This is a genomic window from Nitrosomonas sp. Nm132 (assembly GCF_900100485.1).
In the GTDB taxonomy this organism is placed as follows: Bacteria; Pseudomonadota; Gammaproteobacteria; order Burkholderiales; family Nitrosomonadaceae; genus Nitrosomonas.
Genome location: NZ_FNDH01000011.1, coordinates 35,560 through 60,273, shown reverse-complemented (window position 1 = coordinate 60,273; position 24,714 = coordinate 35,560). Strand labels below are relative to the sequence as shown.

Annotated in this window: 22 protein-coding genes, 2 tRNA genes and 1 riboswitch; of the genes, 4 read left to right on the top strand and 20 right to left on the bottom strand. The window is 46.6% G+C overall.

Going from position 1 to position 24,714, the window contains the following annotated elements; translation table 11 throughout:
- The 11 genes from csm3 to pyrE form a co-directional block, all read right to left on the bottom strand.
- A complete protein-coding gene (gene csm3, locus BLP80_RS06280) occupies positions 1 to 726 on the bottom strand; it encodes a type III-A CRISPR-associated RAMP protein Csm3 (RefSeq protein WP_090541427.1) in 726 nt (241 codons plus the stop codon).
- Positions 727 to 750: 24 nt separating this feature from the next.
- Positions 751 to 1,203 carry a type III-A CRISPR-associated protein Csm2 gene (gene csm2 / locus BLP80_RS06275; RefSeq protein WP_090541425.1) on the bottom strand — a complete coding sequence of 151 codons (453 nt, stop codon included), beginning with the start codon at positions 1,201 to 1,203 and terminating at the stop codon, positions 751 to 753.
- A gap of 73 nt (positions 1,204 to 1,276) precedes the next feature.
- A complete protein-coding gene (gene cas10 / locus BLP80_RS06270) occupies positions 1,277 to 3,925 on the bottom strand; it encodes a type III-A CRISPR-associated protein Cas10/Csm1 (RefSeq protein WP_090541423.1) in 2,649 nt (882 codons plus the stop codon).
- The gene (locus tag BLP80_RS06265) at positions 3,922 to 4,146 is read right to left on the bottom strand and encodes a hypothetical protein (protein WP_090541421.1); all 225 of its coding nucleotides are present in this window, start codon (positions 4,144 to 4,146) and stop codon (positions 3,922 to 3,924) included. The genes cas10 and BLP80_RS06265 overlap by 4 nt, the downstream gene beginning before the upstream one ends.
- Positions 4,147 to 4,409: 263 nt before the next feature.
- Positions 4,410 to 5,276: a YicC/YloC family endoribonuclease gene (locus tag BLP80_RS06260; RefSeq protein WP_090541419.1), complete on the bottom strand. Its 867-nt coding sequence runs from the start codon at positions 5,274 to 5,276 to the stop codon at positions 4,410 to 4,412.
- A gap of 168 nt (positions 5,277 to 5,444) precedes the next feature.
- Entirely contained in the window at positions 5,445 to 7,262 is a 1,818-nt protein-coding gene (gene atzF, locus BLP80_RS06255; protein ID WP_090541417.1) for an allophanate hydrolase, read from the bottom strand.
- A gap of 9 nt (positions 7,263 to 7,271) precedes the next feature.
- Complete coding sequence (gene uca, locus BLP80_RS06250; protein WP_090541415.1) at positions 7,272 to 10,898, bottom strand: urea carboxylase; 3,627 nt, start codon at positions 10,896 to 10,898, stop codon at positions 7,272 to 7,274.
- Between the two features lie 57 nt (positions 10,899 to 10,955).
- Positions 10,956 to 11,624: an urea amidolyase associated protein UAAP2 gene (locus BLP80_RS06245; RefSeq protein ID WP_090541413.1), complete on the bottom strand. Its 669-nt coding sequence runs from the start codon at positions 11,622 to 11,624 to the stop codon at positions 10,956 to 10,958.
- Positions 11,621 to 12,352, bottom strand: a complete 732-nt coding sequence (locus tag BLP80_RS06240) for an urea amidolyase associated protein UAAP1 (RefSeq protein WP_090541411.1) — start codon at positions 12,350 to 12,352, stop codon at positions 11,621 to 11,623. Before BLP80_RS06240 ends, BLP80_RS06245 begins: the two co-directional genes overlap by 4 nt.
- Positions 12,349 to 13,779 (bottom strand): APC family permease, encoded by a 1,431-nt coding sequence (locus tag BLP80_RS06235; protein WP_090541408.1) that lies wholly within the window; start codon positions 13,777 to 13,779, stop codon positions 12,349 to 12,351. Before BLP80_RS06235 ends, BLP80_RS06240 begins: the two co-directional genes overlap by 4 nt.
- Positions 13,780 to 14,126: 347 nt before the next feature.
- Positions 14,127 to 14,233: riboswitch (guanidine-I (ykkC/yxkD leader) on the bottom strand.
- Between the two features lie 345 nt (positions 14,234 to 14,578).
- The gene (gene pyrE, locus BLP80_RS06230; protein ID WP_090541405.1) at positions 14,579 to 15,220 is read right to left on the bottom strand and encodes an orotate phosphoribosyltransferase; all 642 of its coding nucleotides are present in this window, start codon (positions 15,218 to 15,220) and stop codon (positions 14,579 to 14,581) included.
- 20 nt (positions 15,221 to 15,240) lie between these two features.
- On the opposite strand from pyrE, the gene BLP80_RS06225 reads away from it, so the two are divergent.
- Both BLP80_RS06225 and BLP80_RS06220 read left to right on the top strand, forming a co-directional pair.
- Positions 15,241 to 16,014 carry an exodeoxyribonuclease III gene (locus tag BLP80_RS06225; protein ID WP_090541402.1) on the top strand — a complete coding sequence of 258 codons (774 nt, stop codon included), beginning with the start codon at positions 15,241 to 15,243 and terminating at the stop codon, positions 16,012 to 16,014.
- Positions 16,011 to 17,390 (top strand): AmpG family muropeptide MFS transporter, encoded by a 1,380-nt coding sequence (locus BLP80_RS06220; RefSeq protein WP_090541399.1) that lies wholly within the window; start codon positions 16,011 to 16,013, stop codon positions 17,388 to 17,390. The genes BLP80_RS06225 and BLP80_RS06220 overlap by 4 nt, the downstream gene beginning before the upstream one ends.
- A 28-nt stretch (positions 17,391 to 17,418) precedes the next feature.
- On the opposite strand, the gene metW is transcribed toward BLP80_RS06220, so the two are convergent.
- The 6 genes from metW to BLP80_RS16180 form a co-directional block, all read right to left on the bottom strand.
- Complete coding sequence (gene metW, locus BLP80_RS06215; RefSeq protein WP_090541394.1) at positions 17,419 to 18,027, bottom strand: methionine biosynthesis protein MetW; 609 nt, start codon at positions 18,025 to 18,027, stop codon at positions 17,419 to 17,421.
- Between the two features lie 20 nt (positions 18,028 to 18,047).
- On the bottom strand, positions 18,048 to 19,175 hold the full coding sequence (locus BLP80_RS06210; protein WP_176754290.1) for a homoserine O-succinyltransferase MetX: 1,128 nt from the start codon (positions 19,173 to 19,175) through the stop codon (positions 18,048 to 18,050).
- Between the two features lie 129 nt (positions 19,176 to 19,304).
- Complete coding sequence (gene ptsP / locus BLP80_RS06205) at positions 19,305 to 21,032, bottom strand: phosphoenolpyruvate--protein phosphotransferase (RefSeq protein ID WP_090541388.1); 1,728 nt, start codon at positions 21,030 to 21,032, stop codon at positions 19,305 to 19,307.
- Positions 21,029 to 21,298 (bottom strand): HPr family phosphocarrier protein, encoded by a 270-nt coding sequence (locus BLP80_RS06200; protein ID WP_090541453.1) that lies wholly within the window; start codon positions 21,296 to 21,298, stop codon positions 21,029 to 21,031. The genes ptsP and BLP80_RS06200 overlap by 4 nt, the downstream gene beginning before the upstream one ends.
- Position 21,299: 1 nt before the next feature.
- A complete protein-coding gene (locus tag BLP80_RS06195; protein WP_090541386.1) occupies positions 21,300 to 21,692 on the bottom strand; it encodes a PTS sugar transporter subunit IIA in 393 nt (130 codons plus the stop codon).
- A 538-nt stretch (positions 21,693 to 22,230) separates the two neighbouring features.
- Positions 22,231 to 22,365: a hypothetical protein gene (locus BLP80_RS16180; protein WP_256324977.1), complete on the bottom strand. Its 135-nt coding sequence runs from the start codon at positions 22,363 to 22,365 to the stop codon at positions 22,231 to 22,233.
- Between the two features lie 240 nt (positions 22,366 to 22,605).
- Here BLP80_RS16180 and BLP80_RS06190 point away from each other — a divergent pair, with 240 nt between their 5' ends.
- Positions 22,606 to 22,809: a hypothetical protein gene (locus tag BLP80_RS06190; RefSeq protein ID WP_090541382.1), complete on the top strand. Its 204-nt coding sequence runs from the start codon at positions 22,606 to 22,608 to the stop codon at positions 22,807 to 22,809.
- A 102-nt stretch (positions 22,810 to 22,911) separates the two neighbouring features.
- Here BLP80_RS06190 and BLP80_RS06185 read toward each other — a convergent pair.
- The 3 genes from BLP80_RS06185 to BLP80_RS06175 all read right to left on the bottom strand — a co-directional run bounded on the left by BLP80_RS06185 (position 22,912) and on the right by BLP80_RS06175 (position 23,753).
- A tRNA-Phe gene (locus BLP80_RS06185) sits at positions 22,912 to 22,987 on the bottom strand.
- 80 nt (positions 22,988 to 23,067) lie between these two features.
- Positions 23,068 to 23,144, bottom strand: a tRNA-Arg gene (locus tag BLP80_RS06180).
- Positions 23,145 to 23,462: 318 nt separating this feature from the next.
- On the bottom strand, positions 23,463 to 23,753 hold the full coding sequence (locus tag BLP80_RS06175) for a hypothetical protein (protein ID WP_176754289.1): 291 nt from the start codon (positions 23,751 to 23,753) through the stop codon (positions 23,463 to 23,465).
- 239 nt (positions 23,754 to 23,992) lie between these two features.
- On the opposite strand from BLP80_RS06175, the gene BLP80_RS06170 reads away from it, so the two are divergent.
- Positions 23,993 to 24,661, top strand: coding sequence for a hypothetical protein (locus tag BLP80_RS06170; RefSeq protein WP_090541378.1), 669 nt, complete (start codon positions 23,993 to 23,995; stop codon positions 24,659 to 24,661).
- Positions 24,662 to 24,714 lie beyond the last annotated feature (53 nt).

The following is a 24,714-nucleotide window of genomic DNA, read 5'->3' as shown; positions in this document are numbered from 1 at the left end:
TCAGGCAACCCTGGTCGCATTGGAAAAGGGCTGAATCTGCTCGAAATTGGCTTGCAGCGGTTCGCCATCCACTTGCAAATCGAGGAACTTGATCTTGCCATAGCCTCGTGAGCCGGAACCGCCCAGACTATCGCATTCCAGTAGCTTGAGGCCGGTCAGTACCCTATCCAGCAGATTTTCCTCATCATGCACCTTGAGGCTCAGACGGAAGTTAAATTGTGCGCCTGCGACCACGCGTTCGGTTTGGCGGATTGCACCATTGGCCGCAACACCTTTGATACGATCGATGCTATTTTCTGTTTTGGCTTCGGTTGCTGAAGTGTGCTCACCCAACTCGCCTTGCTTCCATTGCATATTCAATGGGCAATCCCAGAACGCCAGCCGGGTAGGGCCGATTTCGTTCGCAATTGCGCCAGTTTCGCTTCCCGGCGCGCCGCCGAACAGCTTGAGCAGGTCGCGCGCTTGCGGTGAATCGATTGCTTTTAAATGCTGAAATGAGAATGGCTTGCCATCCGTAGCGGTAACCAGGCCAAACCGCCATTCGAGCAGACTGCGTATCTTACCTTTGAGGGATGAACCGGGAATGTAGGGCAGTCCGGAAACTGGATCCTTGATGATCGGATTATCGATGCCACCGATACGCATTTCGCTATCGCCGCCGCCAATGTGCAGACCGGTCTTCAGTGCCAGCGTACCTGTGATTTGCTTGATTTGGGTCAATTGCATTTTTTCTGTCCTTTTTAACGACGTTTAGCCGCGTAAGCCTTTTAGAAAACCGAGTACCGCCTCGAAGTGAAACTGGAAATGTTTGAGCGCTCTGGCGCTGGTGGTCGCCTCGATGCCTTCCTTGAACCAGTGCTCGAAATTGGCATCGACGAGTTCTCGCCCCTTCGCATAAGCAACCTTGGCATTCATCATGCGGATGAAGGCTTCATATTTCTTGAATGCTGCTTCATCATCCTTGATGCGCTGCTGCCAGTTGACCAATTCGTCATAGAAGCGCCGAATTTGGGTGGGTCTATTGAATTTTTCCTTGGCATTAGCCAGCTCTTCAGCAATCGTTCTGGCAGTTGAGTCGAACAAATCACCAGGGACAGGATCACTGGAAAATGCAAGTTTGGAAGCTGCCTCCCGGATAGTAGAGTTGGCTTCTTCATGTGGTTGTTTTTCTCGCCGATGTTTCGGAGGGAAGAGTTGTGACATAAGTTGTTTTCCTTTATTTGATTGATTATTCTATTGTGTTATGCAAAATTCCCATTATGCGGCAAGCTTGCCGTCACTCGCGCCTGCCATAGAGCAAGATGGATAGCGGCAGGCGGTAAGCGCCGTGATGGTGGTCGAGTGCTTTGGTAAATTCCTGATTGATCGCTTCCAGTAACTGTCTGCGCCGGTTGTTGGTATGGGCGTCGCCATTCGATTTCATCCGGTCTCCGATGAACCGGGTGGTGCGGTATACGAGTTGTGCGCGCCACAGACTATCCTCTGGATTTCTGCCAAGTCTGGCCCGCTCTGCTTTGTCTGCCAGTTGCAGCAGGTCATAGAGATAACCGGTGGAAAGTTTAGCGCCATGCGACTCCGCTTCCGCCAGCAGCGCTTCCAATTTATCAGCCCGTTCAGTCAGCAGCGCATGCCAGTTTTGCCAGCTCACGGTCTGGTTCCAGAGGGTGGCGGCATTCTTGGGCTTATCTGCTTTATCCTGGTATGCTTTGGATCGTTCCAGCGCGGCCTCAGTCGATCGTGCCAGATGCCGTGCCGGCACTTTGGGCTGGGTCATGCTCAGGCCCGCGGAAAAGGTTATACCTGGGTTGGTGGTATAGCGTTCAAAGTGCTTTTGCATTTCCCCAGCCAGCGCGATGGTTGAGCGCCACGGGCCGATCAGGAAGAAATCATCCCCACCGGCAAACACGGTATAGGTATTGCGGTAGCGAGCGATATCTTTACTGTCCTTGCCATGTTCACAGAACCACGGCAGCCATAGTGCAAAAAATAAATTGATCTGGCGGGAGAGCGATGCCCATTTGGCGAAAGTTGGCTTCTCCAACCCCTTCTGGAACAGTGTGCCAAGATTGTCGACATCACCCTTGAGCGTGACCAGTGCGATTTCACCGCGCCAGCGGTCACTTTCTTTGAGTTGCCGGTCTTCGCAGGCCAGGTGATGCAGGGTTTTGATGGAATCCAAACCAAATTCATCCTCTTTCTGTAAACACTCATACTTGTCTTGAGTATCCACATCAGTTTGATTAAAGCGTGGCACATAGGTATTGACGAACCGTCGCGCGAGCCCGTGAAATACTTTGCCATTTTTTTCAGGCAGGCTGAAATCCCAGCAGCGAATCAGCTTGCGTTCTTTTGCCAGTTGCCCGTAGTTGCCGGACTCTTCAGCATCATGGACAAACGCGATGCGCCAGCCAAAGTAATCCAACGCCAGCGATTTTTGCTGCAATGAGTCAGCATCGCGGCTGATTAGCACTCTAGCGCATTTGGTCAGTGATTCGCCGATGCGAATTTGATCTCTGGTCAGATGGCTAATGGCATAATCCGGTGCTTTCGATTCAGCAGGGTAACGTCCATTGATCTCACAGACCCCAAGCTCGTTGTTGAAACGATCCAGAAAATCGCTGAATACCGCAGGACTATTGGCACCACAAAGATTGAAGCGCTGATGCTTGGCAATATCCAGCGCTTCGAACAGACGCTTGACCAGATCGCTGAAACGCTTCTGGGCAAAATCGTTGCAACTGGCAGGCGTGACGGCAAGGCCGATGCCGATTTCGCCATAGGTATGCTCCAAGCACCAGTGATTGAACGTGCGCTGTACATTCTCAACCGCTTCACGCGTTTTTGCAGTATTGGGCGCAACAATGAGAAATTTACCAGCAGCATTGATGATCTGGCTGGTAGGGGGTAGTGCCAGCATATCCAGCAGCGTGAGCGCGGCGCATTCGGCCAGCAAGGCGACCTGGAAAGACCGTCCGCGCAACAGCTTGTGCGCATGTTTGTTGGTTTCGCCGCCTTCAGCGAAGATGAAATTCTGGATACCAAAGAAATCACCCTGGATGAGCAGGAATTTTTCTTTCTCCCAGCCATCTTTCAGATCGGCGACAGTTTGCTTATCCAGCTCATGATGCCAGCGCCAGAGCGCAGCAGCCAGCGCGGCGGTTGCCTTGGAGTGATCGTAAAGCGATACCTCCGGTTTAACGCCAAAGGCGGTAGCGGCCGGTATCGCGTGGCAGATGGCCAACCACAGCGTATCGAAATGATCGAGCCATAATGGCAGATTATCGCGGTGTGAGCGGGGAATGCGTTTTAAATCGTCTAGAAGTGCTTCCCATAATTGATGATATTGTGCACGGGCAGTGGCATCGTCGGACGGGGTGCAATCAGTGCGCGGAAACAGAAATTGGGGCGAGAGCAGTTCCAGCGGATAACGCCAATTAAGCTTTCCTTCTTCAATTTCTCTTTTGTCGATTTGCTCGAACAGGGTCAGCAAACGAGCACGATAATGGTTCTCACGTTCTCGTGCGCTGTTATATTGGCTATCGAATTCATCACGCTCGAAACCGGAGGCGACGCGGTCGGCGGTCGCTACCACCCATTGCAGGAAGGTATCCGGTTTATGATGTGCAGCCGCGGCATTGACAACCGAGTCTGGCAAGTTGGCATCTGTTTCGATCGATACAAAGGGAGGGCAGTTTCCCCTGAGATCAGGAAAATGACCGGTGGCTTCCAGCTCATCCCAGGCGATGCCGGTGTAGGCGGCATGGATATGGCTGTGATAGCCGCCATTATATTGCCAAGGGCAGTACAGGTTCTTGTGCGCATCAAGTCGCCCCTCATGATCGATGTTAGCGCGTTCCGCCAGCTTGCCCAGATCGTGCAAATATGCGCTTAGTGCTACGCGGGTAGTGGCATCAAGTAAATTCATGTTGCTTCCTTATTTGTTATTTTGCTCAGAATGCTTCTGGCGCGTTTTCCCTGCATTGTATTGCTTTGTTTTCCCGCATTATTAGGTGAATAGGCTGCTAGAAAGGTATTATTTGGAACGCCATCCAGTGATTTCCAGGTTAATTCAAGACTGCAATAACAAGCAATTCTGGCAAGCTTGCCACTATGGATCAGCCCGCAAATAGATTGAATTTCTTGCATTTTGCAAGTCTGATGATCTTTGGAAAAAGGTCATGCAAGAATACGAATTGCCGAGGAAGTTGGTTAAGCTACGCAGCGGTGAACAAAGCTTATTACACGCTGTGAAGCGCAAAGGGATGGCGAGGTTGGCGCCGTACAGACACAAATTTAGTATTTGATTTGCGATCAGAGGTTCGGCTTGTTTGAACGGTATGAAATGAAAAAAACCGCATGGTTAGCGGTTTTTGGTGGTTTTATGAAACTGGCTGATTCAGGATGAAATGCTATTCAATATTCTGAACTTGCTCGCGCATTTGTTCGATCAAGACTTTTAGCTCTACGGAAATTTTCGAAACTTCCGCGTCTACAGATTTGGAGCCGACAGTATTAGCTTCCCGGTTAAGTTCTTGCATTAGAAAATCGAGGCGCTTGCCAGCACGGCCGCCCTTAAGCAGCGTGTGTTCCACCTCATCCAGATGAGTTTGTAAGCGTGATAATTCCTCATCTATATCTATCTTGCTTGCAAATAGTATTAACTCTTGTCGAATGCGCTCATCATTACCATCTATTTTCGCTTCCTGTAAACGCGCCACTAATTTTTCCTGGAAATTTGCAAGTAACATTGGGATGCGCGGTGACAGTTCCGTAGTCAACTGACGTAATTGGCGCAAGCGTTCGAGTAGTGCATTTTTAAGTTTCTCTCCTTCACGCACCCGTGTAGCGGTAAATTCATTCAAAGTAGCTTGCAGTAATTCCATACAAGATTCATGCAATGCTGTAGTCGATAAGGTATCACTACTCAGTATGCCAGGCCAACGTAGAATGTCTGCTACAGTCAGGCTCTTCGCATCCGAAAGAGCTGATTTAACCGCATTGTTTAATTCCAGTAATTTGTTTAGTAACTGCTCATTGAATTTTTGTGGCAGATCTGTATTTGCGTAGGGTATGAAGGTCAAGCGGCAATCAACTTTTCCGCGTTTTAACTGAGTATTCAAAAGTTCTCGCATTGCGGATTCCAGTAAGCGGAATTCATCAGGTAAGCGGAACTGAATATCGAGATAGCGATTATTGACTGAACGTAGTTCTAGCGTTAAGGAGCCTTCCGGGATCTCCCTAGACATAACGGCATAACCTGTCATGCTGGCTATCATAGGTATTTCCTTTCCTTGAAAATAGTTTCGGCTAGAGATTAGAAATATGAGTATAGTGGGTTAGTCAATTGAAAGCCATGAATCTTTTGAGGTGTTTCTCAGGTACTCAGTTATAGCTGACGCAGAATTTTGACCGTAAGTTTAGCCCGAATATTTCATAAATTCGGGTTAGGGATTGGCTAGTTGTTGGAGGTAGCCGCGCCACCCGCCAAAACAACTGATATCTTTTGCATTTTCGATAGCGTAATGCTCGCAGAGAAAACCTTGCACTGTTTCACCATTTGCCAGGGTTAGGGTGCCGATTCCTAGCGGTGCTGGAATATTGGCCACAAAACTGCCCAATTCGTGCATCGGCAGTTCCCAGACCTCCACCTCGATCGCAACACCTTGCTCATTTGGATTGACTCGAATTAGCCCAGGGCGTTGCGGTGGTTCTCCTGGCAAAGCATAGAGTCTATAGTCTGCTGAGGTAGTGGTGCGTGCCACTAATCGCCCCTGGCGGCTGGTCAATTGTCGATTTAATGGCAAGCCAGATAAATGTGCGCCACAGACGGCTATTTGTACCTGACCAGACCGGGATGCGGCAGGAAAGGGAATGTTCTGAGGTAGTGCAATGCCTGTCGCACCCAGCGGGAGCGAATAAGCTTGCTGCAGCCGATGAGCAAGATGCAGCAACGGTTCGTCCTGGTGAGCCGGTGTTACCAGCGTGATGCCAAAAGGCAACCCATCATTCTGGAAGCCAGCAGGAACGGCAACCGCAGCATAGTCGAGCAGATTCATGAAATTGGTGTAGTAGCCCAAGTTGGCATTGAGGCGTATGGGATCTTGCTGTATGGCTTGAATGGGATAGATCGTCCCGGCAGTGGGCGTCAGCAGGCAATCAACATCTGCCCAAATCTGGTCTGTCTGTTGTTTGATTTGGCGTAATTGATAGCACCCATTGAAGGCGTCCGCGGCAGAGTGCCGTTTCGCAGTCGCGATGATTTCACGTACCGGTGCAATGACCTGTTCACTGTGCGACTCGAAGAATGATTGAATCGCTGCATAACGCTCGGCTACCCAGGGCCCTTCGTAAAGGAGGCGGGCAGCTTCGAGAAAGGGCTCAAAATCTATCTCGGTCGCTTCTCCACCCAGCACTTGCATGCGGGTTATTGCATCGTTAAACAAGCGTTCACTTTCACGATTACCAAAAAATTGCAGTTGCCGTTTACGCGGGATACCAAAGCGGAAATGTGGGGCAGCGCCAAAATCGAGGCCGTGTTCTTCTCTTTTCCTTGAATAGATATCCGCTGCGTCATAAGCAGCACAAATTGTCAGGACGCGCGCCGCATCCGCAGCAGTATATGCGAAGATGGATACTGTATCGAGAGAGCGGCAAGCCGGTACCATGCCATGCGCCGAAAGCCAACCTTTCGTGGGCTTATATCCGATCAGATTATTAAAAGCGGCGGGAACTCTGCCGGAACCTGCAGTATCGGTGCCGAGGCTGAAACATACCTGCCCCTTGGCGACAGCAACGGCCGAACCTGAACTGGAGCCGCCGGAAATATAAAGGGGATTGAATGCATTGCGGCAAGCCCCATAGGGAGACCGTGTGCCATTTAGTCCGGTGGCGAACTGATCAAGATTGGTTTTGCCGATGGGGATCGCACCGGCATCGATCAGTCTCTGCACGACAGTTGCGTTGCATGATGGCATGTAGGCAAAAGCTGGGCAAGCAGCCGTGGTTGGTATGTCTGCCAGATCAATATTGTCCTTGATGGCGAAGGGTACGCCATACAGCGGCAATGATGCCATCCCTTGTGCTTCCACCTTGCGAGCGTAACCTTGTAATGACTCCAGTGAAAGTGTGGCAATCCAAACATGATCTGGGTCATTTTTAATCTCGGCATGAATGGCTTCGACCATTTGGGTCGGGGAGAGTTTACCGCGCGCATAGCGTTGCAGCAAAGATGAAACGTCACCCAGCGGGAGAAGTTTTTGCATAGTTACTCCTTACTCCTGTTCCTGGATGATGAGCAGCACCTGCCCGGCAGATACATATCCGCCTTGTTTACAGAATAATTGCCGCACTGTGCCGGTGACAGAGGAATCTACCGAGAATTCCATTTTCATGGATTCGATCATGATGACAGGCTTGCCTGCTTCCACATGGTCGCCTTCCGTGACGAGTAACTTCCAAACCGTACCCGTTACTTGGGAACTGACAGCTTGTGCGCCTTCTGGCAAGTCCAGTTCACACTGTGTGTCTGCTTCATCCAGTGTATCTTCACTGACATAATGGGTCAGATTATTGGCTTGCCAGCGTTGCCGCTCGGCTTCGAAGGCAGCCTGTTGTCTGGCTTTGAATACATCAATGCTGGCAGCATGTTGTTGCAGGAAGGTATGGTATTGTTTCAGGCTTAGAACAGTCTCTTCCGTACGCAGCTTGAAGCGCCCGGCAATGAAATCTTTGCGCAGTTTGAGCAGCTCGCTTTCACTGACCGGATAGAAACGGATTTGATCGAAGAAACGCAATAACCACGGTTGGCCATCCTTGAAATCGGCTGTCTGGCGGTAACGATTCCACATTTGTAGGGTACGGCCAACAAATTGATAACCTCCCGGACCTTCCATGCCATACACGCAGAGATAGGCGCCACCGATCCCGACGGCATTTTCGGGTGTCCAGGTGCGTGCCGGATTGTATTTGGTGGTGACCAGGCGATGACGCGGATCGAGGGGGGTTGCCACGGGCGCGCCCAGATAGACATCGCCCAATCCCATGACCAGATAACTGGCTGCAAATACAATATGCTGAACCTCCTCAATGCTTTCCAGCCCGTTAATGCGGCGGATAAATTCGATATTGCTTGGGCACCAGGGGGCGTCGCTGCGTACCGATTGCATGTATTTTTCGATGGCTAATCGCGTGGCGGCATCATCCCAGGATAAAGGCAGATGGATGATGCGGGACGGGACTTCCATGTCATCGATCGCTGGCAGCTTGCTTTCACTTGCGATTAGAAGATCCAGCAAAGTATCGCGCGCCAGCCGGCGTGAATCAAAATGAATCTGCAGGGAACGAATGCCAGGGGTCAGATCCAGAATACCGGCAAGCTCGCCGCCGTTAATGCGCTGCTGCAGCCATGTCATCAGTGCATGAGCACGAAAGCGCAAATTCAGATCGAGTACGGGCGCTCCATACTCGATTAATAGGTATTTATCACCGGATTGACGGTAAGTCACCTGCACACGCTCTTTGCTCTCAGGAATGCAATGCAAAATAGGATTTTCTAGTTTTGCAGGTTGAGAATAGGTTGACGAGCTTCCATCAGCCCCCAGATGCTGGATCAATTGATTCTGTTGTTCTTCCAGTTTAAGCGCATCTTCCATCGATATCGGATGAAAGCGAATGCTATCACCGGGTTTGAGTTGTCCAATTTTCCACAACTCCGCATGAGCAATGGTGGCCGGACAGACGAAGCCACCTAGACTAGGGCCATCGGGGCCAAGGATGATCGGCATATCCCCGGTAAAATCGACTGCGCCAACTGCATAAGCATTATCGTGGATATTGGAGGGATGCAAACCGGCCTCACCGCCATCGGGACGCGCCCACTGGGGTTTAGGGCCAATCAAGCGTACCCCCGTTCGGCTGGAGTTATGATGGACTTTCCACTCAGCGGCAAAAAATTGTTCGATATCAGCTGCGGTAAAGAAATCAGGCGCGCCATGGGGTCCATACAATACTGCGATTTCCCAGCGATCCGTGTAATGAGGAATCGACTGCTGGGGTAGATATTGAGGTGCTGGGTGCTGGAAAGGCTGAATGGGTTGAATATGCAGCACATCCCCGGCACGCAGTACACGTCCTGCATGCCCGCCGAACTGACCTAGCGTAAAGGTAGATTTACTGCCAAGATAATCAGGTACCTGAAAACCACCGTGCACGGCTAAGTAAACCCGGTTGCCGGATTGTTTAACTTTACCAAACTGCAAGAGCGCACCCGCTTTGACGAAATGAGATTGCCACTGGGACAACGGTTCACTGTCCAGCAATATATCGATGGGCGCGCCGCAGATGGCAATGATGCTATCGCAATTAAAACGCAGCGTCGGGCCTGCCACGGTGATTTCCAGCCCAGCGCTATCTTCGGTATTGTTTACCAGCCGGTTGGCAAGACGAAAAGCCAAGCTATCCATCGGCCCAGAAGGGGGAACACCTACGTTCCAGTAACCAATTCGTCCCGGATAATCCTGTATCATGGTTTGCACCCCGGCATTCAGGATATCGATACTGTCCGCCAGATAATGAAACCCATTGAGGAATTGCGTGTTCGGTTGCCCACTACAGAACGCAGTGCTTTGCAGAATTTGTTTGAGGTAAGCCAGGTTGGTTTCAATCCCATGCAATGACGTGTTATCCAGTGCGGCGAGTAAGGTTGCGATGGCTTTTTCTCGATCAGGCGCATGCACGATGATTTTAGCCAGCATGGGATCATAAAATGCTGAAACTTCGATGCCGCGCTCGACCCAAGTTTCAATACGGGCTGCCGCAGGAAATTCTGCCGCAGTCAGTGTGCCGCTGGAAGGTTGGAAGTCTTTTGCAGGATTTTCCGCATACACCCGAACCTGGATGGAGGCACCGCTGGGTTTGATCGTGAAAGAATCGAGGGGAGGGAGATCCCCAGCTGCCTGACGCACCATCCATTCCACCAGATCTATGCCGGTGACTTCCTCAGTCACGCCATGTTCCACTTGCAGGCGGGTATTGACTTCGAGAAAATAAAACTGACCATTCGCGGCATCGAAAATATATTCGACCGTACCAGCGGATTGATAGTTGACGGCTTTGCCAAGGCGTACCGCCGTCTCAAGCAGTGCCTGGCGCAGATGCGGTGCAAGGTTGGGAGCAGGCGTTTCCTCGATGACTTTCTGGTTACGCCGTTGCATGGAACAATCACGCTCACCTAATGCGACAACCTGGCCTTTACCATCACCAAAAATCTGTACCTCAATATGGCGGGCCCGGTCGACATATTTTTCAAGAAAGAGACCGGCATCCTTGAAATTATTTTGTGCGAGCGTTTTGACAGATTCATAAGCGCCGATCAGCTCATCTTGATTCCAGCAGAGGCGCATGCCTATGCCACCACCTCCGGCGGTGCTTTTCAGCATGACGGGGTAACCAATATGTTTGGCTTGATGGCAAGCCGCTTCAATATTTTCCAGTAAGTCGGTTCCTGGCAGGAGCGGCACCTGATTTTCCAGCGCCAAGGCCCGTGCAGTATGTTTCAAGCCAAAGTTGCGCATTTGCTGCGGCGTAGGGCCGATAAAACAAATCCCATGCGCAGCGCATTGCTCGGCAAAATCGGCTTTTTCACTGAGAAAGCCATAACCGGGATGGATCGCTTGTGCACCGGTTTGCTGAGCAATCTCTAATATTTTGTCTGCGCGCAGATAACTTTCGGCTGCGAGACCACTGCCGATGCAGTAAGCCTCGTCTGCATCGGTGACATGTCGCGATAGGGCGTCGGCTTCCGTGTAAACTGCCACGCTTGTGACGTTCATGCGGCGGAGCGTACGGATAATCCGGCAGGCAATGGCGCCGCGGTTGGCAATCAGGATTTTATCGAACATAGCGTTATCCTCTTCCTAAGTGAAATGATCAGCCGAATTTAATTGCGCAGGGTATTGTCATTGCTGAGAATCCCAGATCAGTAAACGGATCGGTGTCGGGTTATAGGCATTACAGGGGTTGTTCAGCTGCGGACAATTCGAGATCAATACCAGCACATCCATTTCAGCTCGCATTTCAACGTATTTGCCGGGGGCGGAAATGCCGTCGACAAATTCCAGGTTACCTTCCGCAGTGACAGGAACATTCATAAAGAAATTGATGTTGCTCGGTATATCGCGCTTGCTCATGCCGAGCTGCTCGCAAGCAGCCTCGTGAGCCAGCGCATGAAGGAAGCTATCCCGGCAACTGTGCATGGGATATTTCTCCAGTGCATAACGTACCGTATTGCTTTCTGCTGCACAGGCACCCCCGAGTGTGTCATGACGCCCGCAGGTATCCGCGATGATCGTGAGCATGGCATTACCCAGATTGGAGCAGAGCTTGCTGCCGGTGGTCAGATACAGCTTATTCTGGGCACGTATCGTATCGGTTACGCTATAGCGCTCCAATGCGTGGTTGGCATTAAAAAATAGCGTATCGACAGCTTGATTGCCTTCCAGATCGACAATGCGGAAAATTTGCCCTTGTTTAACGATCTTGACCCAAGGCTCACCTGCCGCACAAATTTCATCGATGATGGCGAGATCGGGATTGAGTTTGCTTTCTATCAATAGAGACGTATTCATAATGCACCTCCACAGGGGTGATATAACCGATGAGTATTGTGTAATCCCCGTACGTTCTCAGCAATCTGCTGGCATTCCGAAACTGTTGCGACCGGTGTAGTAAATGCTACCAGATGGATATCGCCGGGTTGATAGGTTGTACTGGTATCAAGCGGATGAGGTGCAGCGGAAAGGATAACCAACGTATCCATTTCAAAACTCAGATTAACATAGTCGCCCGCTTTACTATGGTTACGATGAAACGTTAATTCACCCGCAGCGTTTGCGGATACTTTGCTGAAGAAATTAATGTTGGAGACGATGTCACGCATTCCCAATCCCCATTTACCGAGTTCGATGAGCATTCCATCCAGGCCACTGCGATACATTTGATTGCGATGCTCCTGGTAGCGGGCGGCACCATATTTTTGCTGGATCAGTTTGCGATCGCTCAGACCGCATGCGGTATCATGCCAACCTACCGTATCGGCAGTAATACAGCAGAATATTCGTCCCATATCGGAATAACAGGCATGCCCTTTAGTCAAACGGAAGGTATGCTGCGCCTTCAAGGTATCGGCCATGTTATAGCGCTCCAGTTTTTCTTCCTGGTTGAAAAACAAGACCGCAGCGTTAGCACCGCCAGCGACATCAGCTAAGCGTAAGGTTAGGCCACGGCGTATAATTCCTGACCAATGGCATCCGCCCGGGATATGTTCTTCCCACAGAAATACGTTATTTTGATTCATTTGCTCCTCCTTATCAGAATAGTCAATGTAGTTACTCCCAGAATGCTTCCCAAAACCAGTGGCACCGCCCAGAGCTGCCACCAGGGTGCATCAGGTGAAGCCAAATAGGTACGCGGCCAGGCTATGTTGATCAGCTCAAATAATGACCAGAGAAAGGCGGCAATGTTGATGATCAGACCCCATACCCCTAATCTCAGCTCACCGAGTGCCGGATCCCAGCGACCCGTCAGTCGAGTATATAAACCAACTCCCGTAGTCATGGAAAACATAGCATAGAGTCCTCCTGTACCAAAGGCGATGATGGTCGCGACGGCTTCATTATTCAGTCCAAACAACAGTCCCAGGCCTGCCAGAAATACTGTACAAAGAATCGCATTCCGGGGTGCTTTAGCAGCGGTTACGCGACTGAGCGATACAGGCATATTGCCTTCACGTGCCATGGAAAACACGATGCGCGAGGTATATTTGACGACGGACGCACCGCAAGCAAGAAAAGCGATTACGACAATCGCCAGAAAGGGCTTCTCGAACCAATCTCCAATATGCGTCGTAATTAGAGGAGTGATTGGATCAAACGTAGCACTGGTTTTTGCCAAGGTAGCATGATCAAATGACAATGTCAGTGCAGCAGAGTTGAAAACAACCACGGTACCTACCGCGCATAACGAGAAGAAAATTGCCCGTGGCACCATGCGTGTGGGTTGATGTGTTTCCTCTGAAGTCGTTGAACAAGCATCAAATCCGATGAATGCCCAACCGGCAATGGCAAGTGCAGCGAGAAAAGCAGATAGCTCATCTGGCGCTGTACCGGTACCCAGGTGCTGGAATAATTCAGAGAAGGGATGTTCTCTAAAGAACAGGAAAAGTAACAGAGCCATGCCGAACGATCCAATGATTTCGGCATATACACCGAGGGCAATGACCGACTTAAACACATTCACATGAGCAAGATTGAGCAGCATGCAAATGAGCAGAAAAGCCGCACCCCAAAGTACCATCATAGCGCCTGTTTCACTTGGAGAATCAAATAGAATGGCAAGCCAGATTCCCCCGGTGTAAGCGGTTGTTGTCAGCATAGCGATGGTTGAACTGATATAAATCGCGCCAGCATACTGGCCTAAAATGGTTCCACCGAGTTGACGCGCCCATTTGTAAGCGCCGCCAGCAATGGGAAATTGGGAAGATAATTCGGCATAGACGGTTGCAACCAGTAATTGCATGATTAAACAGCTCACGAGAGCTGGGAACCAGCCTCCACCAGTCACATTGGTTTGCACCCCCACAATGGCATAAAGTCCAACTACTGGAGAAACCACTGCAAAGCCAAGCGTAAAACTATTCCAGATACCCATGCTACGGTTAAGCATACTGGGATCAGCTGATTTCATTTCAGATGAAAAGCTTTTGGGATTTTGAGCGGTTGACATGCTATACCTCGTAAATGTAATGAAAGATTATTCAACCCAAGTCAAAACTTGCTGTTAACTGAGAACCTGATGGTCACTAAATGGCTTAGTCTTTATTGCCAGTGTTTCACAGGCATGAGGATAGTACGAGGAAAATTGATCGGTCAGGCACCGCTTATTGTTTCCTGACGAGCCATTAGCGCTGATTCGTATGAATAACCTATAAGCGGAAAATGTTAGCGCTTTTCCAGTGATACCGAGGGGAAGGTAGAAAAGAAATGAATATAAGATTTGCGCGTCCATAACGAAGTCTCCTTTAAGTCATCAGGTCAAGTACCGAGAGTTGTAATGTGCTGACACATTACACAATCTCCCGGGCTTTTATCCCTCCGTGGAGCTTCGTTATTACCGAAGCCAGAAACTCTTGGACCAGACACTCCTTATATAAGAAGTCGGAACCCTAGTTTGCTATTACATCAGCTGTATAGATCTATACAACTCAGTGACGCCTCTCAATAGTTAATAATACTAAGAAACGATTTCATAAATAAAACTAACATATCTTTTCTAGAAAAACAAATTTATATCGTTAAAAGGTATCTTATCAAGCTATAAGGGATAGCATGTTTTGGTATGATGATTACTTTCTTTATCTTGCTGAAGTGCAATGTTTCTAATGAAATAGCATTAGTGAAGAACGGAAATTTGTTGAATCAATACAGGGTTCTTTTGCATTAAAGCGATCACTTGATGAAGGATTAATGCTGGGTTCTTCAATTGACCGCTCCTCACATAATATGCTCAACCAGATAGATAAAGGTTAAGCAACACCATACTGTGCACGATAGCGTTTAATTGCCAGTAAATTATGCGCCATATCACTTCTGGTTTCTAGATAATCCGTAATATTATCTAGATTGATAATGCTGATGACTGGAATGCCGTGCGCCTGCTCAACCTCTTGTATGGCAGATGCCTGATGGCGACCTCGCTCCATACGGTCAAGTGCCACAACGACACCACAGGGCGTCGCCGCAGCAGCACGGATAAGATTGACGGATTCTTGTATCGATGTTCCAGCAGTGATGACATCATCGACTATCAGAACACGACCTGTCAGTGGCGCCCCTACGATATTGCCACCTTCGCCATGATCTTTAATTTCTTTACGATTAAAGCAGAAGGGGTGATTATGGTCGGTTTCAGCCAGTGCGATAGCAATAGCGCTGACGAGCGGAATGCCTTTGTATGCCGGGCCAAACAACATATCAAACGGAAGCTGGGCAGCCAAGATGGCTTTCACGTAGAATTGCCCGAGTTTATGTAATGAATTGCCATCATTAAATAATCCCGCATTAAAAAAATAGGGCGAAAGACGTCCTGCTTTGGTGATGAATTCACCAAAGCGAAGTACGTTGCGTTCAATGGCGAATTCAATAAAAGCTTGCTTAAAATCTAACATGGTTCTAATAACTCATAAAAATGCGAATTATAACGGCTAACTTGAATGGTATACGTGCTGCAGCTAATAAAGGTTTTTTTCAATGGATGCCTACGCAGCAGGCTGATATCGTGTGCGTTCAGGAACTGAAAGCTCAACCTGATGATATGACGAGTGAAATGAAAGTCCCAGATGGTTATCACGGTTACTTTCATTGCGCAGATAAAAAAGGCTACAGTGGAGTGGGATTGTATTCTCGTCATGAGCCTGACAAAATCATTGAAGGCGTAGGAATCCCGGAAATCGATTCAGAAGGACGATATTTGCGTGCCGATTTTGGTGATTTGAGCATCATATCGATTTATCTTCCTTCAGGGTCGAGTGGTGAACACCGGCAGGCTATCAAATTCTTTTTTATGGAGCGATTTTTCCCGATTTTGCAGGCACTGGCTCACAGTGGCAGGGAGATTATTTTGTGTGGAGACTGGAATATTGCTCACAAGGAAATTGATCTGAAGAACTGGCGCGCCAACCAAAAGCATTCTGGTTTCCTGCCGGAAGAACGTGTCTGGTTGACAACAGTTTTTGAAGAATTGAAATTCATTGATGTATTCCGGAAAATTGATCAATCGCCGGAACAATATACCTGGTGGTCAAATCGCGGGCAGGCATGGGCTAAAAACGTAGGGTGGCGTATCGATTACCAGATTGCTACACCCTCGATTGCCGACAAAGCGACCAGCGTTTCCATTTACAAGCAGGAACGCTTCTCGGATCATGCTCCGTTAATTATTGATTACGATCATCATCTATGATTAATACCACCGTTGCTAGCTGGTTGAGCATATGCCGTATCTATGCCCACCCCAGAGTGGTTGGAATGTTGGCATTAGGTTTTTCAGCCGGATTGCCCTTGTTACTGATACTGGGTACCTTATCCTTCTGGCTAAGAGAGGCAGGTATCGATCGTGCCACCATAGGTCATTTGAGCTGGATTGGTCTTGCTTATGGTTTTAAATGGATGTGGTCGCCCTTGGTTGACCGTCTGCCATTGCCGCTACTGACGCGGTTATTGGGTCGACGCCGTGCCTGGTTGCTGCTTTCGCAGATCACGATAGCGATCGCATTGGTAGGTATGGCCAGTACTGATCCACTCGAGAATCTATCACACATGGTTTTTTTTGCATTGGCAGTGGCTTTTGCCTCCGCCACACAAGACATTGCACTAGATGCTTATCGGATCGAAGCCGTTGAATTAAGGCTGCAAGGCGCAATGGCGGCTACTTACCAAGGAGGTTATCGTTTAGCGATGATACTGGCTTCAGCAGGTGTGCTGTGGATTGCGGCATCGCTGGATGCTTCCCCAACTGATTACGACTATCAATCATGGCAGATTGCCTATCTGATCATGGCTGCCTGTATGGCGATTGGCATCATTACTACATTGATTATTCAAGAGCCTGATGTTCCAATTAATCACCTTGCCGCAGAAAATGAAAGGCAGGCCAGTCAAATGATTACCCGTTGGAATTTGAATGCGCGCCTTACGCGATTACTGACCTGGCTATATAGCGCAATGATTGCACCTTTCCAAAACTTTATCGTGCGGCACGGCTATCATGCCTTCTTGATACTGACACTGATTGCTGTTTACCGTATCTCGGATGTAGTAATGGGCGTGATGAGCAACCCCTTCTATGTCGATATGGGGTATACCAAGGATGAAGTGGCAACTGTTTCTAAAGTATACGGTGTCATCATGACACTTTTAGGCGCGGCAGTAGGGGGGGTATTGACCGCCAGATTGGGTGTGATTAAAACTCTATTCCTTGGTGCAGTCTTATCCGCAGCGACGAATTTGTTATTTGTCTGGCTATCTCTGCGAGGGCACGATATCGTTGGATTAATATTTACTATTTCCGCAGATAATCTTTCTGCTGGCATTGCTTCTTCAGCGTTTATCGCCTATCTTTCGGGATTGACCAATTCTGCCTATTCAGCGACGCAATACGCGTTATTTAGTTCAGTGATGTTGCTGTTACCCAAATTTATTGCCGGCTTTAGTGGGCAATTTGTAGATGCTTATGGGTATGCGCTATTTTTTATGGGAACTGCATTACTCGGTTTGCCGGTGCTGATTTTGGTATGGATGGTGGGACGAATCGAATTTAAAACACCGGTCTCATCGTAAGCGTGATCTATATCATTCCTTAGGCAAATTATCTTCGGGTAAAGCGGTAAAATGCAAGCATTCCAAAAAGATTGGGGGCAAGGGTAATTTGCCGGTTACCACTCATAACCCGTCGTTCCAGAATATGCACCTCATGCTGATGACAAAATTGTTCAAAATCACCTAAGGTACATAAGTGAATATTGGGCGTATCAAACCACTCATAAGGCAAGGTTTGTGAAACGGGCATATGACCCAATAAAACTTGCAATCTATTTTTCCAGTAGCCAAAATTAGGAAAGGTGACGATACCTTCTTTGCCTGCACGGAGCATTTCCTGAATGATATTTTCCGTGTTTTTCATCGCTTGCAATGTTTGCGACAGAATAACGTAATCAAATGAATCTGATTCAAAACCTGATAAACCTGATTCCAAGTCGCTCTGGATGACATTAATTCCATTATTGAGGCACGCTAGTACATTGGCATCATCAATTTCCACGCCATAACCATGCACACCTAGCGTCTCTTGCAAATATTGGAGCAATGTGCCATCACCACACCCAAGATCGAGCACTTTCGATCCTGGTCTGATCCAGGCGGCAATGGTAGCAAAGTCAGGTCGCGAGAGGGAAAGGGAAGAGAGTATTTTAACCATTGAGTTTCCGTTGAAAGATTTTATATGATGATTTTGTTCATATAAGCCCGTACCAATTGGTGGTAGTGCTCATCTTTCATGAGAAAGGAATCGTGACCATGCCTGGTGTGTATTTCTGCGTAACTCACGTTAAGTTTATTATCCAGTAATGCCTTAACAATACTGCGTGAGCGCTCAGGTGAGAAACGCCAATCAGAACTAAATGAAAGCACTAGAAAGTTCGCCTTGGCACAATGAAAGGCTGCACTTAAATTGTCATCATAATCTCGTGCGGGATCAAAATAATCCAATGCTTTCGTCATGAGTAAATAAGTGTTAGCATCAAACTGATCTGCAAATTTGTCTCCTTGATAGCGCAAATAAGATTCAATCTGAAATTCAACATCAAAGTTGAAGCTAAGCGATCCTGTTCGCAACTCGCGTCCGAATTTCTCCGCCATGGAATCATTGGATAAATAAGTAATGTGCCCCAGCATGCGAGCAAGGCGCAGCCCCCTGCGCGGTAGTGTGCCATGAGAATAATAATCACCACCGTGAAAATCGGGATCGGTAATGATCGCTTGACGTGCAACATCATTGAATGCGATATTTTGTGCCGTCAATTTGGCTGCAGCAGCAATAACGATAGCATGCCGAATTCTTTCAGGCGCATGGAGTGCTAACTGCATAACCGACATACCCCCAAGACTTCCACCAACAACTGCTGCAAATTGTTCAATGCCAAGCTTCTCAGCCAATCGCACATAAGTTTCGGCCCAATCTATCGTTGTCACCATGGGAAAATCGGCACCATAATGCTTATCCGTTTTTTTATTGATACTCGCGGGACCGGTTGATCCATGGCAACCACCTATGTTGTTTACACCAATCACAAAAAATTTACGTGTATCAATAGGTTTTCCAGGGCCAATCATGTTATTCCACCAACCTACATTCTTTGGATTATCAGCATAAACACCCGCAACATGATGATTGCCAGAGAGTGCATGGCAAATTAATACAGCATTGGATCCGGTTGCATTCAATTCACCATAGGTTTCATAGACTTGCTCGTAATTATCCAAAATTGCGCCGCTTTCCAAACTAAGTGGTGTGTCGAAGCAAACCCGTTGTGGTGTAACGATGCCGATAGAGTCTGAATCATGCATGAAGATGAGAAGATTTTAGGAAGTTCTATGTAAAATTATCAAATACTTATATCAAGTAAGCATTATATCGTCAAAAATCCTTATAGGATTTAGCATTTTTAACGTCGTGATTATTTTAAAATAAAAAAGCTAATTATTTAACTTTGATAATAATCCATGAATTTTTTCAGATTCATCAGTTCTAAGAATTTTTTGGATTATCGGCATGATGTTTGGTAAATGACTTTTCAGAATCTCATGCTTAACATTTAGGATTTGTGCCGGATACATGGAGAATTGTTGTAATCCTAGTCCTAGCAGTAATCGAGTGTATTGAATATCACCTGCTATCTCTCCACAGATGGAAACAGGCATATTGGCGCGATTGGCAGTATAAATAATTCGTGCCAATAGCCAAAGTATAGAGGGATGCAATGGATCATAGAGATGAGCAACAGTGTCATCCGCTCGATCAATAGCCAGCGTATATTGGATCAAATCATTAGTACCAATGGATAAAAAATCCAGTTTACGCATGAACATTTCAAGGCATAGTGCTGCAGCTGGAATTTCAATCATTCCTCCGATCTTAATATTCTCATCGAAAGCTTTTTTTTCATCATGCAAGCTTTGTTTGGCATGCTCGATATGCTGTAAAGTCTGATTGATTTCATAATCGCTTGAGAGCATTGGGATTAGAATGCGAATCTGACCATGGGCAGAAGCTCTCAATATGGCGCGTAATTGAGTTAGAAACATGGCTTGCTCTACTAAGCTCAGTCTAATTGCACGTAATCCCAGCGCAGGATTGATTGCAGATCGATAGCTATTTTTAAGATTCTTATCAGCACCTAGATCGAAGGTGCGTATCGTAACTGGCAATCCACGCATACTTTGTGCGACAGTGGAATAAGCTTCAAACTGCTCATCCTCGCTGGGTAAATCATCTCGATTGAGAAAAAGAAATTCACTGCGAAATAAACCAATACCTGTGGCACCACTCTCTTTGACCTGCTCAACATCTTGAGGTAACTCAATATTGGCATGCAATTCTATAAAAGTACCATCGAGCGTCGTAGTGGGAATAGATCTGAGGCGTTTGAGCTTACGTTTTTCCAGATCCAGCTGGTTCTGCTTTAAACGGTATTCGGTAAGCACATATTTATCAGGATTAACAATTACAATTCCTTGACCACCATCTACTATTAAATTGTCATTATTGTAAATAAGTTGGCGTGCATGCTGCATTGCTACGATTGAAGGAATATTCAGGCTGCGAGCTATGATTGCAGTATGAGAAGTCACCCCTCCTAAATCGGTAAGAAAAGCAGCAAATTGATGCTGTTTATATTGCATGACATCTGCCGGGCTTAGATCATGGGCAACCAGGATACTGTTACCATCGTGCTTTAGGGGAGGGGGAATGTAACCCGGGTGCCCCAATAAAACTTTCAATACCCGTTCGACAACCTGAATAACATCAGTTTTGCGCTCTCGTAAATAAGCATCTTCAATTTCTTCAAACTGAGCAAGTAATACTTCCATCTGCTGAGTAACAGCCCATTCTGCATTACACTGCGTCTGAGCAATACAAGTGATTGCTGCAGAACTAAGTGTTGGATCATCCAGAATCATATGATGCAATTCAAGAAAAGCATTGAATTCAGCAAATGCGAGTCCTTGATTTGCCGACGATTGTAGTTTCTCCAGCTCTTTGCGTACAGTTGCGAACGCATTGGTCAATCGTGCTATTTCTTTGTCTATTTGGTTCTTAGGGATTAAATAATGTGCTACATCAAGTGCGGCAGGAGAAGCAAGATGCGCATGTCCAATAGCAATGCCGTCGGAGGCGCCTACGCCATGCAATATGAAGCTCATTCGCCTTCCCCAAAGTAATCATTGATGAGGGCAATCAATGCCTGCATGGCCTCAGCCTCGTCGGTTCCGGTTATTTCAATTTCAACTGTCGATCCTTTATTTGCAGCGAGTGTCATCACACCCATAATACTTTTTGCATTGACTCTACGACCGTTACGTATGAGCCATACCTCACTTTGGAATTGACTTGCTAAACGTGTAAGTTTTGCAGAAGCGCGAGCATGCAGACCGAGTTTGTTAATAATGGTAATTTCTTTAAGTAGCATCTCAGCATCCACGGAAAATATGCATGATCCCTTCTTTACCTCCAGCAAGTGCTTTCTCTACAACAACTGAAAGCGACTCATGCCGATAATTTAATGCGCGAACAAGCATGGGTAAGTTCATACCTGTAAGGCATTCTACTTTTCCAGATTGAATCAATCGACTAGCAATATTACAGGGAGTTGCGCCATAAATATCCGTCATTACCAATACACCATCACCTTGATCAAGCTCCTTAATCAATTCCTTAGCTTGAGTAACAACTTCATCAGGTTCATCTTGAATGGAAATAGCTTGATATATCAGTTTTTGTGGTTCTTCTCCCAGAATATGAGTTGCACAGTGAGTAAAACTTTCACCCAGCTTATCATGAGAAATAATTAAAATTCCGATCATCCAACCTTTTTATTTATGTTTAAAATTTAGAAACCAAGTTATGAATTTTATCATTGCCGAGATTATCCTATTCCGTCTTTAACCCGAATATTTCATAGATTCGCGTGATGATCACGCAGGATTTTGATTAATAGGGAAGTTTTGAGAAGGAGGGGTGTAGTGATTCATACACCCGACTGAGCAAAATCTTTCTTATTAATCAAAAGGAAAGTGAGGACACGTGCCAATTTATGAAATATTCGGGTTTAACATACCAAAAATTTTTATTTTTTATATGAAACGACAAGGTGCAGCCAGAAATAGTCAAACGGATAATTAACCACGCGGCATAAGCATTACGCATATAGCAACGGCCGTCTTATGAATCAGTCAGCCAGTACGAGGTGCTTATTACCAGAGATTGTGCGCTTGTTTCGATAAAGTACGCAACCTTGCTTGCCTGATCTATTCGATGCTAGCGAAACTGCTGCAAAGCTATATAAAGATGATCATTAATTGCTTATGCTTAAAGGTATTCCTTTCAGGGTGGGATCTACAATCATTTCTGGTGTTGGCGGGAGAAGGAAGCGGTGTAACCTGTTGGCAAAGATCCCGCCAGATCAACCACCAAGAGAAGGAACACGCCACTATGACAGATAGTAATCTTTTTAGGTTGAGTAAACCAGATGTGCATGATCTCCTGCAGAGAAATTCTGCGGGAAGGAGTCTGCAAGATGCTGGCTGTGGCCATTGAAGTTAAATTAACGTGAGTTCGACGTAAGAAAAGCTGTAAAAGAAATCCGAATTTCTTATGATGAATCGATTTTGGGAAAGAGCTTCATCACGAGAAGAGTCAGATTCCGATGGATACTATAGCGATTTTTGTGCGATTGACGACTTTTGTCAGGAGTTTGAGTCGTAGTAGGAGCAGCGCTTGCTGGAATCCTCGCTAAAGCTGCATCGGCAACGAGGGGAACTGTGTCTTAGTGAAGTCATGGCGATCGTGGTGGGGTTTCATCTGCCCGGATGCCGGACTAAGGACTATTACCTGAATCAGGTATTGAGGAATGAGCGGTCTTATTTTCCAGGGCTGGCGAGTTACAATCGCTTTGAAGAGGTAATCAGCAGTACCAAATAAAGGGAAAAACAATACCAAGTAGTGCGAGAATTTACACCTACTAAGTAGGGCGATTGTGGAGCAAATAACAGATTGGATTCATAAGTAACATATTGTTTTTATTGGTGGCCAAGGGCGGAATTGAACCACCGACACAAGGATTTTCAGTCCTCTGCTCTACCAACTGAGCTACTTGGCCTCTCTTACCTAATGCTACTATACAATAAAAATATAATATATTTCCTTATGACTATAACTAGTTAGGAAAAAAGCAAAAAGTGGCGCGCCCGGCAGGATTCGAACCCACGACCCCTTGGTTCGTAGCCAAGTACTCTATCCAACTGAGCTACGGGCGCTACTATACTAGTTTCCCTAACATGTTTCTACTGCTGCTCTTACGACTAGTTAACAGGACATCATTATATCAAACCATTAGTAAAAAATTAAAACATCCACCTTTAAATTCTTTACCAGACGATTCTTCGCAACAAGCCGGGAATGATGTTACATTTAGTTTTTTTTGTCAAGAAATAGCTCCTCACCTTCAATGTACAATGGAGTCACAATAATGACACCAAAATACTATAAAGAATGAGTCGCTAAAGGCCGTCATCCTGAGAGTTGCAATTAAATTAGTTTAAATGGAACTATAGTCGAATCTGGTGTATGGAAACTCAAGCGACTACTTGTTTCTGATCTCCTGTTTGTTTAATGCTGTCAACAAATTTAACGCTGGAGATGGCCTCAATTAACAGCTTATAGACTCTTAACCGAAGCCTTTCTTTCTGCGCTGTTTCCATTAATTTGAATGCCATAGCCAACATGGAAATTCTGTCTTTGTCCAGACACTCCATTGCTTTTGGCAGCTTTTCCAATACATTGGCAATCTCATGCACCGAGCAACGCTGCTGATCAGTTCTAGGCCAAAGCTTTGGCTTACAGGCTTCCCAACCCCAGCGCACCATCACCGACAGCCCATTTGGGTTAATAAGATAAGAGCATAAATTTTCACCTTAGCAAGTTTTCTGTAATTCCCCAAAATTTAATCTTTTATTTCGTTATTTATCGATTAGAACAAAATAATTTAATTTACAGCATACTTTGCGCATCCATACAAAATATAATGAACTTTTCTTTTCCTTCAATCCGGAATAGTGGATAATTGGAGCCTTTCTTTCCTGTCACATCAACAAGGAGCTATTTCATGACAGATCAGTACAAACAAAATGAAGGCGATCAAAACGAAAAAAGCAAAATTGAGTGGGCTAAACCTGCTTCACTATTTAATATACTGAGCGAGAAATTTGCTCCCATCGCTAAAATTCAGCATATGCAATTGCCAGCATGGTCGCTTTTGGTTTTTCTAGGGATACTATTATTAGTTTTCGCATGGAAACAAATCTCAGTCAATCAAGCTGAATCCCGTTTGGAAAAAGAGCGCGCCGAAATGACTCAGAGCCTTGAGACTGAGCGTTCAATATTGATTAGAAAAGCACGCGAGTATGCTGACAGTCAATATAACAAGGAAGAAACCCGCTTTGGTCAAGTTTTATCATGGGCAGTGCGTGGCGAATTGATTCGCAACAATCTTGATCAGGTCAGTCAATATTTGAATGAACTGGTTAAACTGAAAGATACGGAGCGCGTTGTTTTAATCAGTGATGAAGGTAAATTACTGGTATCGACAGATAAAAAGCTGGAAGAAGCAGAAGGGAAAGATCTCTATCCGGCCGATGTACTTCAACAACGTAAAATTACTGTCATGTCGGATGTTAATGGTAAGAAATTGCTGATTGTTCCAGTTATGGGGTTGAATACCCGCTTAGCTACAGTAGTTATTAGCTATAAGCACGCTCCATTATCTGGCAGCTAATACGTTTACTTCAAATTTTAAGAATCTAACCCCAGTAATTGATTTACTGGGGT